The sequence below is a fragment of the Streptomyces sp. NBC_00525 genome (assembly GCF_036346595.1).
Lineage (GTDB): Bacteria > Actinomycetota > Actinomycetes > Streptomycetales > Streptomycetaceae > Streptomyces.
Window position 1 is genome coordinate 3,889,752 of the sequence record NZ_CP107834.1, and the last position, 13,724, is coordinate 3,903,475.

General features: G+C 71.2%; 14 protein-coding genes. 9 read left to right on the plus strand and 5 right to left on the minus strand.

Annotated features, from left to right (window positions below):
* Positions 1-319: 319 nt before the first annotated feature.
* The gene (locus OG710_RS17360) at positions 320-1,084 is read left to right on the plus strand and encodes a zinc ribbon domain-containing protein (protein WP_330240154.1); all 765 of its coding nucleotides are present in this window, start codon (positions 320-322) and stop codon (positions 1,082-1,084) included.
* Positions 1,085-1,356: 272 nt separating this feature from the next.
* Positions 1,357-2,286, plus strand: a complete 930-nt coding sequence (locus OG710_RS17365) for a barstar family protein (RefSeq protein ID WP_330240155.1) — start codon at positions 1,357-1,359, stop codon at positions 2,284-2,286.
* Positions 2,287-2,341: 55 nt separating this feature from the next.
* On the opposite strand, the gene OG710_RS17370 is transcribed toward OG710_RS17365, so the two are convergent.
* A complete protein-coding gene (locus OG710_RS17370) occupies positions 2,342-2,692 on the minus strand; it encodes a hypothetical protein (protein ID WP_330240156.1) in 351 nt (116 codons plus the stop codon).
* 189 nt (positions 2,693-2,881) lie between these two features.
* Between OG710_RS17370 and OG710_RS17375 the strand changes: the two genes are divergently transcribed.
* The gene (locus OG710_RS17375) at positions 2,882-3,646 is read left to right on the plus strand and encodes a DUF5753 domain-containing protein (protein ID WP_330240157.1); all 765 of its coding nucleotides are present in this window, start codon (positions 2,882-2,884) and stop codon (positions 3,644-3,646) included.
* A complete protein-coding gene (locus tag OG710_RS17380; RefSeq protein WP_443064270.1) occupies positions 3,643-3,891 on the plus strand; it encodes a DUF397 domain-containing protein in 249 nt (82 codons plus the stop codon). Before OG710_RS17375 ends, OG710_RS17380 begins: the two co-directional genes overlap by 4 nt.
* A 108-nt stretch (positions 3,892-3,999) precedes the next feature.
* On the opposite strand, the gene OG710_RS17385 is transcribed toward OG710_RS17380, so the two are convergent.
* Positions 4,000-5,637 carry a transcriptional regulator gene (locus tag OG710_RS17385; RefSeq protein WP_330240158.1) on the minus strand — a complete coding sequence of 546 codons (1,638 nt, stop codon included), beginning with the start codon at positions 5,635-5,637 and terminating at the stop codon, positions 4,000-4,002.
* A 129-nt stretch (positions 5,638-5,766) separates the two neighbouring features.
* Between OG710_RS17385 and tgmA the strand changes: the two genes are divergently transcribed.
* Genes tgmA through tgmC form a run of 3 tightly spaced genes read left to right on the plus strand, consistent with a single transcriptional unit; the run spans position 5,767 to position 8,123 of the window.
* Positions 5,767-6,039 carry a putative ATP-grasp-modified RiPP gene (gene tgmA, locus OG710_RS17390; RefSeq protein ID WP_330240159.1) on the plus strand — a complete coding sequence of 91 codons (273 nt, stop codon included), beginning with the start codon at positions 5,767-5,769 and terminating at the stop codon, positions 6,037-6,039.
* A gap of 10 nt (positions 6,040-6,049) precedes the next feature.
* Entirely contained in the window at positions 6,050-7,009 is a 960-nt protein-coding gene (gene tgmB, locus OG710_RS17395; protein WP_330240160.1) for an ATP-grasp ribosomal peptide maturase, read from the plus strand.
* Entirely contained in the window at positions 7,002-8,123 is a 1,122-nt protein-coding gene (tgmC, locus tag OG710_RS17400; RefSeq protein ID WP_330240161.1) for an ATP-grasp peptide maturase system methyltransferase, read from the plus strand. Before tgmB ends, tgmC begins: the two co-directional genes overlap by 8 nt.
* Positions 8,124-8,201: 78 nt before the next feature.
* Here tgmC and glsA read toward each other — a convergent pair whose 3' ends face one another.
* On the minus strand, positions 8,202-9,233 hold the full coding sequence (gene glsA / locus OG710_RS17405; protein WP_330240162.1) for a glutaminase A: 1,032 nt from the start codon (positions 9,231-9,233) through the stop codon (positions 8,202-8,204).
* A 187-nt stretch (positions 9,234-9,420) separates the two neighbouring features.
* Between glsA and OG710_RS17410 the strand changes: the two genes are divergently transcribed.
* The gene (locus OG710_RS17410) at positions 9,421-10,278 is read left to right on the plus strand and encodes a hypothetical protein (RefSeq protein ID WP_330240163.1); all 858 of its coding nucleotides are present in this window, start codon (positions 9,421-9,423) and stop codon (positions 10,276-10,278) included.
* Positions 10,279-10,291: 13 nt separating this feature from the next.
* Here OG710_RS17410 and OG710_RS17415 read toward each other — a convergent pair whose 3' ends face one another.
* A complete protein-coding gene (locus OG710_RS17415) occupies positions 10,292-11,830 on the minus strand; it encodes a flavin-containing monooxygenase (protein WP_330240164.1) in 1,539 nt (512 codons plus the stop codon).
* 192 nt (positions 11,831-12,022) lie between these two features.
* On the opposite strand from OG710_RS17415, the gene OG710_RS17420 reads away from it, so the two are divergent.
* Positions 12,023-13,045 carry a Rieske 2Fe-2S domain-containing protein gene (locus OG710_RS17420; protein ID WP_330240165.1) on the plus strand — a complete coding sequence of 341 codons (1,023 nt, stop codon included), beginning with the start codon at positions 12,023-12,025 and terminating at the stop codon, positions 13,043-13,045.
* A 45-nt stretch (positions 13,046-13,090) separates the two neighbouring features.
* On the opposite strand, the gene pspAB is transcribed toward OG710_RS17420, so the two are convergent.
* Positions 13,091-13,675, minus strand: coding sequence for a PspA-associated protein PspAB (gene pspAB, locus OG710_RS17425; protein ID WP_330240166.1), 585 nt, complete (start codon positions 13,673-13,675; stop codon positions 13,091-13,093).
* Positions 13,676-13,724 lie beyond the last annotated feature (49 nt).

Genomic DNA, 13,724 nt, shown 5'->3' on the forward strand with positions numbered 1-13,724 from the left:
GGAACCGTCGGTACCGGAGCCGGAAGCCAGGCCGGAGCGGCAGCCGGAGCCGAGCCCCCGCCCCGAGCGGCGTACTCCGCGAACCCCTGCACCGCGCCCGGCCCCGACATCGGCGCCTGCGCCGGAGCCCTCCCCGGCACCGCGGCCGGAGGCACGCCCCGCCCCGCAGCAGAGCCCCGCGCCGACCCCGACCCCGACCCCGGAGCCTCCGCGCACCCCCGCTTCCCGCCCCGCGCCCGCCCCCGTACGGCCGGCGCGGCCGGAACCGCCGCGCCGGGAGCCGACGCGCCCGGAGCCGGAGGAGGAGCCGATCGGGGCCGTGCGCCCCGGCGTACCGGTCGCCGCGCGCCCCACCGTCCGTACGGTGGCGGCCGAGGAGGACGCGGACGGTGAGCCGTGCCCGTCGTGCGGGACGAAGAACCGGCCGGGCCGCACGTTCTGCCGGAACTGCGCGCAGCCCCTCAAGCCACGGGCGGCGGCCGCCGCGTTGCCGTGGTGGCGGACCCGCTGGCCGTTCAACCGCAGGGTGCGGGCGGGCTCGGGCCGGCTGCTGCGGGGCACCCTGATCGCGCTGGTGATCGCGGGACTCCTGGTAGGGGGATTCCTGCTGTTCCCGGCGGGCCGTTACGTCGTGGAGGACGTACGCGACAAGCTCGGCGGCACGGGCGAGGTGAGCCCCGCCCACGTCTCCGCGAGCGCGTCGGCCGCGGGCCACCCCGCGAAGGATGCGGTGGACCAGCTGACGAACACGTACTGGGGCGCGCCGAAGATCGGCGACGCGCTGACGGCGGAGTTCGAGAACCCGTTCCGCCTGGTCGGCGTCACGGTCTACACGGGCATCTCGAAGAAGCCGGAGAACTTCCACAAGGGCGCCCGCCCGACGAGCGCGAACCTGCTCATCAAGACGAAGGACGGAAAGACCCACGAGAAGAAGATGCCCCTGGCCGACAAACCGGGCGAACAGACCCTACGCATGGGCATCAGCGACGTCGTATCCATCACCTTCGTCATACGAGAGGCCACGGGCCAACAGGACGGCCACCCGATAGCCCTGGGCGAAATCGAGTACTTCAAGCGAACGTGAGGTGTGCGAGGGTTGCTCACATGCTCGGGGGTTGGGTGCGCGTCGCGGATCACGCCGTGTGGGGCCGGGGTTTTCCGGTGAAGTACCTCCTGGCTCAGGAGGACGAAGACGGCGTGGAACAGCTCTGGGGGAGGTGCGCGGGGGTCGAAGGGTTCTTCGTCGACCCTGCCCCGCCGCCGCGGGAGGTACTCACCCTCCGAGGGTGTCGCCTTAACGGCCTCCTGGGCGAGGTATTGGCCGAGCCCGGCGTCTCGCTACGGAGTCCGGGCGACGTGTGCGTGGAGGTCTGGGACGGCGAGCAGCCCGTGCAGTGGTGGACCCTCGTCGATGCGGTCGTGCTGGCCTGCCAGCCCCACCCGGCCGATCCGGAACGGTACGACATTGTGCTCGGCGCCGGCGTCAGGAATGAGGAGGGCTTCTTCGGACTACCCGTGAGGCCGCGCTTCGAACTGTTCGTGGGAACAGCGAGTGCGGGCCGGTGCTCCGGCGTGGACGGCCTGTTCAGGCCGCGAGCGGACCCGGCCCCCGTTCCGATGGAGCTGATCGGCTGCGAGCCTGCGGAGCCCTTGCTCGCGGCGCTGCGACGACCCCGGCGGTCGGAGCGGGACTGGGCCTCCCTCCTGGTTCTGGACCGTCATGGTGCCGTGATGGCCTCCCACCTCGTGGGCCTGGCCATCACCGGAGCGCGACCGTCCGTGCTCGGCGGCACTCTCGTCGACATCACCCTCACCGATGGTGGCGACGACCGGCCATCCCCGGCGACCCGCCCGATCTGGGCGGAGTGGTACCAGGGCCCGCCTGCCGAACCCAACCTGTGGGCGCCGTACGACTCGCGGGGCAGGGACGCGTGGCTGGACCTCACCACCCGCGCCTGGCGGATGCCCGCGCCCCGGCCGGACCGGTCCGGCGGTGAGCACCACCTCGACGGCCGGTTCGTCACGGACGCCGCAGGACTGCACTGCGCGATCGCCGAGGCCCTGCTCGGACCCGGCCGCTACTTCGGCCGGGAGTGGAACTCCTTCAAGGACTGCCTGAGCGGAGGATTCGGAGTCACCCCTCCCTTCACCCTGACCTGGCGCAACTCCGAGATCGCGCGCCGCGCCCTGGCGGACGTCGTGGATGACCCGAAGGACGGACGTTCCTACTTCGAAGACATCGTGCGACTCCTCGAACAAAGCGGCGCCACGGTCGATCTCCGGTAAGCCGGGAGCGCATGCGGCGCCAGCACCTGCTCTTGCCGGCCAACGGTGGCGGCGGCTACTCGCCGGCGACGAGTTGGGCCGTCACTACGCCGTGCAGCAGTTCCGCGTCCACGAAGTCGCCTTCCTCCGGGGGGCCGCAACGCCAGCTCAGTGGGTAGGTGTTGCCCTCGGCTGCCGGGATTCCGACGTACTGGTCCCAGGCGGCCGGCCCGAAGCACTTGGCGCCCGGGGGCCAGTCGAAGTCCTGGCTGGTGCCGGGCTCCAGCAGGAAGTAGGTCCACCGCGCCCCAGAGATCTCCCGTACGACTGGCCCCGGATCACCGTCCGTGAGGGTCATCAGATGGTGCACAGTCGCCTCGCCCCGTACGCCCCGCATCCGGATGGCGTCGAAGTGGATACCGGTCAAGTGGAGTTGATGCCCCGAGGAGGGAACCCATTCGGGGAGTTTCTTCGGCTTCATGGCTATGAGCATTCCGCCATATGCGTAGCGTGACCAGGAGTACACGATCCACATCGAGGCGATGTGGGGAAGGGGTGGTGAGCTGTGGGGACGAGCGATGAGGTGAGTCACGGGCGGAAGCTCGTAGGGGAGTTGATGCGTATCCACCGGGTGCGGGCGAGGTTCACGCAGAAGGCGGCCTCCGAGAAACTGCTCGTCTCGGAATCGCTGCTGGGCGCGGTGGAGCGCGCGGAACGCATCCCGTCGTTGGAACTGCTGACGGACGCGGAGGTCCTGTACCAGGCGAACGGGGCGTTGAAGGCGTGCTGCGACCTGGTGGATGAGGAGAAGTACGCGCCCAAGTTCCTGAACTGGGCCAAGCTGGAGCGGACGGCTCGGGTCATCAGTGCCTACGAGACGATGCTGATTCCGGGGCTGCTCCAGACGGAGGCTTACGCCCTCGCGCTGTACCGCGCACGCGTTCCGGCGTACACGGAAGCCGAGATCATCCAGCACGTCGAAGCGCGATTGGAACGGCAGGCGGTGCTGGAGCGTACGCCGCCGCCGCGCGTGGGCTTCGTCATTGAGGAATCGGTGCTCGACCGAACGCTGGGTGGCCCGGAGGTGCTCAAGGAGCAACTGCGGCACCTGCTGGACTGTATCGAGCGCTACAACCACCTGACGGTGCAGGTGATGCCGTCCGCGCAGCACACGCACGCGGGGTTGATGGGACCGATGCAGCTGATGACCACGGCGGAAGGGCGCGGTCTGCTGTACGTGGAGGCGCAGGGCGGCGGTAGGTTGTTCTCAAAGCCGGAGCAGGTGGGAGACATGGTCGACCTCTTCGGCATTCTGCGGGCTCAGGCGCTCAATCCCTGGAAGTCCGTAGAGGCCATCGAGACGAAGGTGAGACAACTGTGAGCCACGTGTCCGGGCTGGCCTGGTTCAAGTCCAGTTACAGCGGCAACGAGGGCGAAGCCTGCATCGAAGTCGCCTACGACTGGCGCAAGTCCAGCTACAGCAACAATGAGGGCGAAGCCTGCGTCGAGGTCGCAACCTGCCCCCACACCGTCCACGTCCGGGACTCCAAGGTCACCGACGGTCCGACCTTCGCCGTCGCCCCGGATGCCTGGACCGCGTTCCTGGGTCACGCCACGGCGGGCTGATCACCGAAGGCGGTTGCGCGCCTCGCAAAGAAGGCTCTGGAGAACGGCTACGCCGCTCTCCAGACAGCCTGAGCCACGCCGAACCGTGCGGATTTTCGCAGCCTTCGGCTACACCGCTGTGGCAGCGGCGATGAGTTCTCGCAGCCTTCCGCCGCTTCGTCCGCCGGCGAAGGGCTTCGCCTCGTCATGGAGCTCCACGAGGCGGTCGGCCACACGGCGGGATTCGATGACGCCGAAGAGGTCGAGGGCGCGTTCGGTTTCAAGCAGTGCGCCGTCGAGTTCTTCGGCCGCGATATAGGTGCGGGCCAGGCCGAGATGGTCGAAGGCTTTGCTGCGTACTCGGTGCTCGGGCCGGTTGTCGAGTGCGCGACTGATCAGTGAGACGGACTTCTCGGCACGCCTTGCGCGATGCGCGGCAGTGCTGTGCTTGGCAGCGATCTGGTGCGCTACTCCGATGGTGGCGGACAGCTCCGCAGTGTCGAAGAACGTCATGTGCGCGGGTTCGGCGCCGGGTGTGACGCGAGTGAACGTCTCTTGGGCGTGGTCGGCTGCCCGCTCGCTCTCGTCGAGGTTGCCCAAGATGGCGTGGAAGCGGGATTCGAGGGAGGCGAGCATCGAAACAGTGGCGGGGGACATGCGGCGGCGGGCACCGAACTGGGCAAGCGCGATCAGGTCGAGTGCGTCCTCGTAGCGTTCCAGGTGGGACATCTGCCGGGCCATGCATTGCAGGATGTGAGCACCCAGGGCCTTGTCTCCGCCTTCGGAGGCGGCGTGCAGGGCGGTGACGAACAGCCGTTGTGCGGCGGCGTGGCGGCCGGCGTCGAAGGTCATCCATCCGGCCACGGACCCGAGGTCGGCGACGGCGGAGAAGAGGGCCTGGCCGGTCGCTGTGGTGTAGGAGCACGAGTTCAGCATGGCGACGGCGTCGTCGAGTTGTCCGAGAACGGCTTTGCGGGAGAGGGCACCGCCATGGCGATTGTCCAGGTCGCGGAAGGTGGCCGTGGCCGCTCGGATGCCTTCGACCTGAGCGGCTCCGATGCGCCCTGAGCGTGTGGCCCCCACTTCGGTTCCGTCACCGGTGGGGGTGGCCGAGGCCCAGTGCTGGAGGGGCGCGAGCAGGTCGTCGCCGGCGTGTACGCCTTGAGCGTCGGAGCCGGTGCGGGTTGTCGGCAGCATGAATTCGCTCCGGGTGATGTCCGCCAGGGCGTCGATGGTGCTGGGGGCCTCCCACGGGAAATCCGGATGGCGGCGGGCGCCTTCGACATCTCGGGGGCCGGGGAAGCCGAGGTCTGCGCAGGTGAGATGCAGGCCGAGGCGGGCGTTGATGACGTCTGTGATGAGCTGCGGTACGGGTGGGCGGGGTGTCTCGCCATTGAGCCAGCGGCGTACGCGGCTTTCGTCCGTGCCGATGCCCCGGTGTCCGAGGTCGACGGCACGGTCGGTGACGGCGCGCGCCAGCCCTACGCGGGACATGCCGGTGCGGGTGAACCAGTGAGCCAATAACGCGTTGGGTCGCCGACCGGTCGGGGGCCTTGCCATGGACGCCTCCGGGTGCTGAATCCGACCAGCGTAGAAGCTGAGTGGGCGGCACGGAACAAGGCCGAGCAATTCGCCGGAATTCGCCGAGATCGCCACCGTTGCGCGCCGGGTCCTTCGCCGTTCTTCGCCACCGTTCGCCGAGTCCCGGTCATCGGTGATCAGTGGTGATCTGTTCATAGCCGTGGCGAACAGGCGCTGCGGCAGCACCGGCAGACCGAGAAGCGCGACGGCAAGACGTACTGCCGGGCATGCAAGCGGCAGATCTCCCTGCGAAGACTCCGCCCCCCGCCGGGGCGAGTCCTGCGCGACACCGTAGGAAGCAACCGAGGAGGAATCTTGCAGACAAGCGCCACAGGTACGCAGACGACCGCACAGGCCCCGTGGGGGCTGCGCCGTATGGCTCCGTTGCGCAACGGCTCTTCCTCGCCGTGGCGATACGCGGGCATCGACCCGGACACGCAGACCGGCCGATGGCTTGGGGAGGGCGGAGCGATGACGCCGGCCGAACTCGGCAAGCACGGCACGTCCGTCAACACTTACCCGCCCACACAGGTCGGCAAGGACGGCAAGATGGACGCCGATTCCGGTCACGACGCGACACAGGACTAGGGGGAGAGCCATGGACGGGCGCCCGGTGCTGGTCTGCACGGAGTACGAGGACGCCACCGCTGATCTGGTCATCGCAGAACTGAACCGGCGCCGGGTGCCTGTTCTCCGGTTCGACCCTGGGCGCGACTTCCCGACGCCCGCGGTGCTCGCCGCGCACATGGGGGCGGGCGGATGGGGCGGGCGGCTCACGGTCGGGGAGCGTACGGCCGACTTGTCCGCCGTGCGCGCCCTGTACCACCGTCGCCCGAGCCCTTACCCGACGGGGAGCGGCGAGCAGGCGGCCCGGTTCGCCACGCAGGAGAACCGGCGCGGCCTGAGTGGCGTGCTGGGCGCGCTGCCGGGGTGCCTGTACCTGAGCCACCCGCAAGCCATCGCACGAGCGGAGTACAAGCCCGCGCAGTTGGACGCGGCGGCACGGGTCGGGCTCACGGTTCCCGCCACCCTGATCACGAACGATCCGATGGAGGGCAAGGCGTTCTGCGCCGAACGGCCGACCATCTACAAGCCCCTGCACGCCGGGGCGTACGAGGTCGAGGGTGAGCCGGCCGGAATCTGGGCGGCCCCGGTCGAGGCGGGCGAGATCGACGGAGCGGTGAGGCACAGCGCGCACCTGTTCCAAGAGCGGGTGCCGAAGGTGGCGGACGTGCGGACGGTCGTCGTCGGCGAGCAGGTGTTCAGCGCGCGCATCACCGCGCCGCCCGGGGTCGTGGACTGGAGAGCCGAGTACCGGAGCCTCACCTATGAGCCGGTCGCCTGCCCGGGCGGGATACGCGAGGCGTTGGTGAGGTTCCTCGCCGGATTCGGGCTGAACTTCGGCGCCTTCGACTTCTCCGTGACCGCTGACGGCGCATGGTGGTTCCTGGAGTGCAACCCCAACGGCCAGTGGGCGTGGCTCGAAGACGCGGCCGGACTGCCCATCACACACGCAATCGCAGACCTGCTGGAGAACGGAGCGAGTCAGCATGACTGACCCCTTGCCCTCGGAACACCTGCGGGCCGACCTTGCGCGGCGCCTGTCCAAGTCCGGCCCGCTACGCAGCGCGGACTGGGAGGCGGCTGTCATGTCGGTGCCCCGCGAGGCGTTCCTCTCGTGCGGCTGGTTCGAGTACGAGGACGGCGGTTGGTACCGCCCTGCAGCCGGGGACTCCCCGGAAGGACTCGCGCGAGTCTACGAAGACGACAGCCTCGTGACGCAGGTGGCTGGGGGCGTCTTCCCCAACCAGGTCGAGGGGCGCATCGCGGCGGCCCCGTCGTCCTCGTCCACCTTGCCGAGTCTGGTCGTGCGGATGCTCGAAGACCTGCGGGTGACCGAGGGGACGCGCGTTCTTGAGATCGGCACGGGCACGGGCTACTCGACCGCGCTGCTGTGCCATGTCGTGGGCGAGGACAACGTGACCACGGTCGAGGTTGACGCGGAGGTGTCCGCCCGTGCCGGAATGGCCCTGTCGGGCGCCGGATACTGGCCGGCCCGCGTGGTCGGTGACGGCCTGGCGGGCTACGAGGCGGGAAGTCCGTATGACCGTGTGATCGCTACATGCGGCGTGCACACGGTGCCGGTCGAATGGCTGACGCAGACACGGCCCGGCGGTCAGGTCCTGGTCACGGTCGGCGGATGGATGCATGCATCCGAACTCGTACGGCTCACGGTCGCCGACGACGGCACGGCGAGCGGCCCGGTTCTCGGTGGGCAGGTCTCGTTCATGCTGGCCCGTCCCCACCTTCCGCCCCCGCTCGGGATGCTGCCGAATCTCAGTGAGGGCGACGCGGTGCCCGCCGAGCTGGGTGCGGATGTGCTCGACGACTGGGAGGTCCGGTTCGTCGCGCAGTTCGCCGCGCCGCGTGCGCAGCGGCTCAGGCTGGAACGGGAGGGCCGGACGGAGCACGTCGTCATCGACGTGGACGCCGGGGCCTGGGCGGTCCTCTTCCAGGACGGCGCGCGGTGGATGGTGCGACAGGGCGGCCCGGCGCGCCTATGGGATCAGATCACCGAACGCATCACGCGGTGGCAGACGGATGGGCGACCGCCGGCCGACCGGATGCGGCTGCACGTCGCACCCGCCGGACAACGCCTCACCTGGGCGTGACCCGACCTTCGCCGTCGCCCCGGATGCCTGGACCGCGTTCCTGGGGCACGCCACGGCGGGCTGATCACGGGGCGGCCGTCAACCGGCCGCCTCCGCGTGCGCCGTCGAGGCGAACAGGTTCATGCCGAGCGCCCCGGACAGGAAGTGGGCCACGCGCTGGCCTCGTACGCTGTTGCCCGCCTCGTCCAGGCGGGGTGAGAACACCGCGAGGCTGCCCTTGCCGGGGGCGACGGTGATGATGCCCCCGGACACCCCGCTCTTGCCGGGCATGCCGACCTCGTACAGCCAGTCGCCGCTGCGTTCGTACAGGCCGGCCGTGGCGAGCGCGGAGAGGGTGTCGCGGCAGACGCCGGCGTCCACGACCTGCTCGCCGGTGCGCGGGCAGACGCCGCCGTTGGCGAGGGTCGCGCCCATGGTCGCGAGGTCGCGGGCGGAGACGGTCAGCGAGCACTGCCGGGTGTAGAGGTCCGTGGTGGTCACGGGGTCCCCGGCGAGGGCGCCGTAGCTGTCCAGCAGCCGGGCGATGGACTCGTTGCGCTGGTTGGTCGCGGCCTCGGAGGTGTACACCCGGTCGTCCACGAGCAGGTCCCGGCCCGCGAAGCGGGACAGGCCCCGCCGGACGAAGTCCCACCGCTCCTGCGGCGTCGCGCCGGGCACCAGCGCGGTCGTGGCCAGGGCCCCCGCGTTGACCATGGGATTCATCGGGCTGCCGTGGTTCAGCTCGACCGCCAGCACGGAGTTGAACGGCAGGCCGGTGCTGTTGACCCCGATCCGCTGCCGTACCGTCTCGCGCCCCAACTCGTGGTTCACGAGGGCGAACACGAACGGCTTGGACACGGACTGGATCGAGAACATGTGGTCCGCGTCGCCGGCCGTGTAGGTGCTGCCGCCGACATGGGCGACCGCGATGCCGAACAGTTCCGGGTCCGCCTCGGCGAGGACCGGAATGTAGTCGGCGACCCGCCCGCCCCGGTCGCCCTGGAACCGCCGGTGCACCCCCTCCAGCGTCGCCCGTACGGCCTCGGCGGTCGGCAGCCGCCCCGTGGAGACGGCGGCCCGCGCCGTGCCGGGGTCCGCGACGTCCCCGGTGTCATGGATCACCCCGGCCATCCGCCACCTCCTGATCTCCGGCCCCGGCCCTCCGGAACCGCACCCGACTACCACTACCGCACAGCCCACCCGCCACCGCCGCGCGAAATGACCGATGCGGCCGGGAGAGCCCCCGATGGCCGATGTCGTACGCACCGGGCCGCGTGGGTACCGGGTCCGGACGGGACGGCGCCCTACACTCACGCGGATGCGTCGTGACGAGGAACCGGCCGGCCGGGGCGGCGAAGGCCGGGCCGAAGGCGTGGGGCCGTTCACCACACGGCTCACACTGCGCGGGGCCGATGGCAGCGAGGCCGTGTGGGACTCCCGTACGGTCCGCAGGCGCGGCGCGCTGACCGTACGGGCGGCGGGCGGCACCCGAGCGGTGGTCCAGCGGGCCGACGCTCCGGGGCTGGCCCGGACGCGGGCGCTCAACTCCGTCGCGGCGGTGGCGTTCACACTCGGCGGACTGCTCTTCGCCGCCGGGGCCGCGCTCGCGATCGACGGGGCACCCGCGAACTCCGTGTCGAGCACGTACTTCGCCGGTGGCCTCTTCTTCAACGCCGGGGGCTACGCCTCACTCCTCCAGGCCGTCAACGCACCCCGGCGGACCGAGGGCAACCGGCTCAGGACCGGCGCGTGGCGGTGGTGGAGCTACGAGCCGATGCGCATCGACTGGCTCAGTACGTTCCTGCTCTTCGCCGGCACGCTGGTCTTCGGCCTGAACCTGCTGGACTCGTTCCTGCACGGCCTCAGCACCCAGCAGGCGGCCCGACTCGTGTGGGCGCCGGACGTGATCGGCTGCGTGCTCTTCCTGATCTCGGGCCAGCTCGCCCTCGCCGAGGTCTGCCACGCCGCCACGGGCGTCCGACCGCACGACCTCGGCTGGTGGATCGTCGCCGTCAACATGGCCGGCTCGGTGCTGTTCATGATCGCCGCCCTGGCGGACCTGGTCAGCCCCGGCGAGAGCGCCCCGGTCAGCATGGCCGTCTCCAACACCGGCACCCTGGCCGGAGCCCTGTGCTTCGCCGCGACCGGCGTACTCCAGTGGTTCGAACGCCCCTGACCGCAGCGAGGCCCTACCGGAGCCGGTCCGAGGGCTGGGCCGGCAGGGCGTCGTGGGCGGCGTCGGCCTGGGCGGGCAGGGAGAGTTGCCAGGTGTAGTCGTCCGGGTCGAAGGCGTGCAGGCGCTTGACGAGCCGGGCCGTCGACCAGGGCCAGCAGAACGTGTTGACGCCGGGGAGGCCGAAGTAGTAGCCGGTGCCGCCGCCGGCGTTGTAGACCGTGCCGGACAGCGCCTCGTGCAGAGCCCGCTGGTAGGCCGCCTCGGCCCCCGGCCTGACGTCCAGGGTGGCGGACGCCCCGCCCGCGCGCAGCCGGCTGAGGGCGTCGGTGACGTAGCGGAGCTGGGCTTCGAGGACGGTGGGGACGGCCGTGGTGCCGGTGAGCAGGTTCGGGCCGATGAGCAGGAAGAGGTTGGGGTATCCGCTGACGCTGGTGCCCAGGTAGGCGCGGCGGCTGCCGGCCCAGCTCTCGGCCAACGTGCCCTCGGTGCCGTGCAGATGGGGGGCCAGCGGGATGTCGCCGATGTGGAACCCGGTCGCGAGGACGAGGACGTCGGCACGGGTGCGGCTGCCGTCGGCGCCGATGACGTCGGAGCCGTCCACGGCCGTCACGCGAGTGGGGCGCAGCCGTACGTTGGGCCGGGTCAGGGCGGCGTAGTACGTGCTGGAGGTGATCAGGCGGCGCCCGCCCAGACGGTAGTCGGGCGTCAGGGCGCGGCGCAGGGCGCGGTCCCGGACGGAGGTGCGCAGATGGAGCCGGGCCAGGGTCTCCAGGGGCCGCAGCAGGCTCGGGTGGCGCAGCGGGAATCCGATGCTCTCCTGGGTCAGATGGTGCAGGCCGCGCAGTGCGCGGCGGGCCGCCGGGTGGCGGGCGAAGTACCGGTGGAGGCCCGGCGGGAGCGGGTAGTCGGGCTTGGGGAGGACCCACTGCGGCGTGCTCTGGAAGACGTCGACACGGGCCGCCCTCGGCTGGATCTCGGGCAGGAACTGGACGGTGGACGCCCCGGTGCCCACCACCGCCACGCGCTGCCCGGCCAGGTCGACCCCGTGGTCCCAGCGGGCGGAGTGGAAGGCGGCGCCGGGGAAGGTGTCGAGGCCGGGGATGTCGGGGATGCGGGGCCGGTGCCAGGGGCCGGTGGCGACGATCACCGCGCGGGCGGCGCAGGTGCCGGACGTGGTCCGCAGCCGCCAGCGGTGCGCCGCCGGCTCCCAGCGGGCCTCCAGCACCTCCGTGTCGTAGCGGATCGCGTCGTGCACGCCGTGCGCCGTCGCGGTGTTGTCGAGGTAGTCGAGGATCTCCGGCCGGCCCGCGAAGCCCCGGCTCCAGGTGTGCGGCGCGAAGGTGTACTCGTACAGCATCGCCGGTACGTCGCAGCCGCAGCCGGGGTAGGTGTTGTCGCGCCAGGTCCCGCCGAGGCGGGCGGACTTCTCCAGTACGACGACGTCGTCGAAGCCGGCCTCGCGCAGCGCGATCACGGCGGCCAGGCCGGAGATCCCGGCCCCGATGACGACGACTTCCGCTTCGTAGTGCTGTCCGATGCTGTCGTCGGCCACCAGTACGCGCCTCCTGTCTGCGTCGCGAGCACCCCGGCGCCACAGCCGAACCGCTCCCGCCCGCTTGCCCGGATTGCCGAGCCTAGGGAGGTTCGCGGTCTCGCACGTGGATACGACGACAGATGGCTCGAAGGAGTGGTATTGCTGGGTTATCGGAATACCGGGGCGGCCTTCTCTGCTTGGATGCCGACCATGGCGAAGAGGGGCGGACTGCCCGAATCCGGGAGACTCCAGGCCGCCGTCGACGAGCCCGGACGGCGACTGCCGTACCCCAGCGGCTGGTTCTGCCTGGCGCGTTCACGGGAGCTGTCGCCCGGCAAAGTCGCGACCCGCCGTTTCATGGACGAGGACGTCGTCCTCTACCGCACCCGTGACGGCCGCGCCCACGCCGTACGTCCCTACTGCCCCCACCTCGGCGCCCACCTGGGCGCCGGCGGCACGGTCGAGGGCCGGAACCTCGTATGCCCCTTCCACGGCTTCGCCTTCGGCCCGGACGGCACCTGCGTCGGCACGCCGGACGGCCTGCCCCCGCGCGCCCGTCTGAGCCACCACACCATCAGCGAGCGCGACGGCTTCCTCTTCGTCTGGTACGCGCCCGGCGGCGCCGCGCCCACCTGGGAGATCCCCGGCATCGCGCGGCCCGGAATCGCCCCGACGGCCGCCTGGAGCACGGAAGTGCGCACCTACCCCCAGGAGATCATCGAGAACACCCTCGACTTCCAGCACCTCCCGGTCCTGCACCACGTCTCCGTGCGGCAGCTCGACCCGCCCACGCCCCAGGGCCCCCTGCTGCGCATGCGGCTGCGCCTCGGGCCGACCAGGCCGGCCGTCCTCGCGCACCGGGTCCGGGCCGACCACACCTTCCTCCTGGCCGGGCTGGGATACCTCTGCGTCGAACTGCCCGTGCCCGCGCTCGGACTCACCAGCTACCTCTGGGCGATGCACACCCCGACCGGGCCCCGGCGCACGCGCATGCTGGTCGCGACGGCCTGCGCGGACCTCCACGGGCGGGCCGCCGACGCCGCGTCGCTCCCGCGGCGCGGCCTGCACCGGGCCTTCGCCCGCGCGATGCTGCGCACCGCCGTCGGCAAGGTCCACCAGGACCTGACGATCTGGAACACCAAACGCTACGAGCCGTACCCCCGGCTCGCCCCGAACGACCGGGCCATCGGCCTGTTCCGCCACTGGGCCCACCAGTTCTACCCGAAGCCCTGAACGAACCCGCGCCCGTGCACCGCCCCCGGCAGCCCCGTACGCCCCTCACAGCCCCGGCGCCCCCCACACCGGGAACCAGCGGGACAGGTCCTGCTCGACGCGGAGGTCGTCGCCCAGCGTGGCGCGGACCTGGAGTTCCAGCTGGTTGTCGCGCTTCTCGGCGGCGCCCGGCACCGGGGCGAAGGGGTAGAACGTGCCGCGTTTGTAGAGGTAGACCAGGGCCAGGGCGCGGCCGGCCGGGTCCTTGAAGGCGACCAGGGAGCAGAGCAGCTGCGGGCCGAAGCCGGCTTCCTGGAGGAGCGTGTTGACGGCGTGGAGGTCGTTGACCAGGGCGGCGCTGTCCTCGGCCGGTTGGCGGGCCAGCAGCCAGGTGTAGCCGTACGAGTCCTGGCTGAACTCCACCGGGATGCCCCCGCGCCCCGTATCCGCGTCGAGGAGTTCGCGTACGTCCTGCTGGATGCGGGCGAAGGCGGAGCCCTCCACGCCCGCGAAGCACACCGAGCCCCGGCCGGTCGGGGCGAAGCCCGTCGCGGCCCGCAGGGTCAGCGCGGCGGACGGTACGGCGAAGAGCTGGTCCAGATCCGGGCGGACCGGCTTGCTGCGGCCCAGGATCGTGTCGAGCAGACCCACGGGGACTCCTTGCGACGGGGACGGGCGGCGCCCGCACTGACGGGCGCCC

Excerpts from the sequence above, each read along its gene's own strand:
- OG710_RS17375 (WP_330240157.1), top strand. The coding sequence starts at position 2,882 with ATGCGTATCCACCGGGTGCGGGCGAGGTTCACGCAGAAGGCGGCCTCC.
- tgmB (WP_330240160.1), top strand. The coding sequence starts at position 6,050 with ATGGACGGGCGCCCGGTGCTGGTCTGCACGGAGTACGAGGACGCCACC.
- tgmC (WP_330240161.1), top strand. The coding sequence starts at position 7,002 with ATGACTGACCCCTTGCCCTCGGAACACCTGCGGGCCGACCTTGCGCGG.
- glsA (WP_330240162.1), bottom strand. The coding sequence starts at position 9,233 with ATGGCCGGGGTGATCCATGACACCGGGGACGTCGCGGACCCCGGCACG.
- OG710_RS17410 (WP_330240163.1), top strand. The coding sequence starts at position 9,421 with ATGCGTCGTGACGAGGAACCGGCCGGCCGGGGCGGCGAAGGCCGGGCC.
- OG710_RS17420 (WP_330240165.1), top strand. The coding sequence starts at position 12,023 with ATGGCGAAGAGGGGCGGACTGCCCGAATCCGGGAGACTCCAGGCCGCC.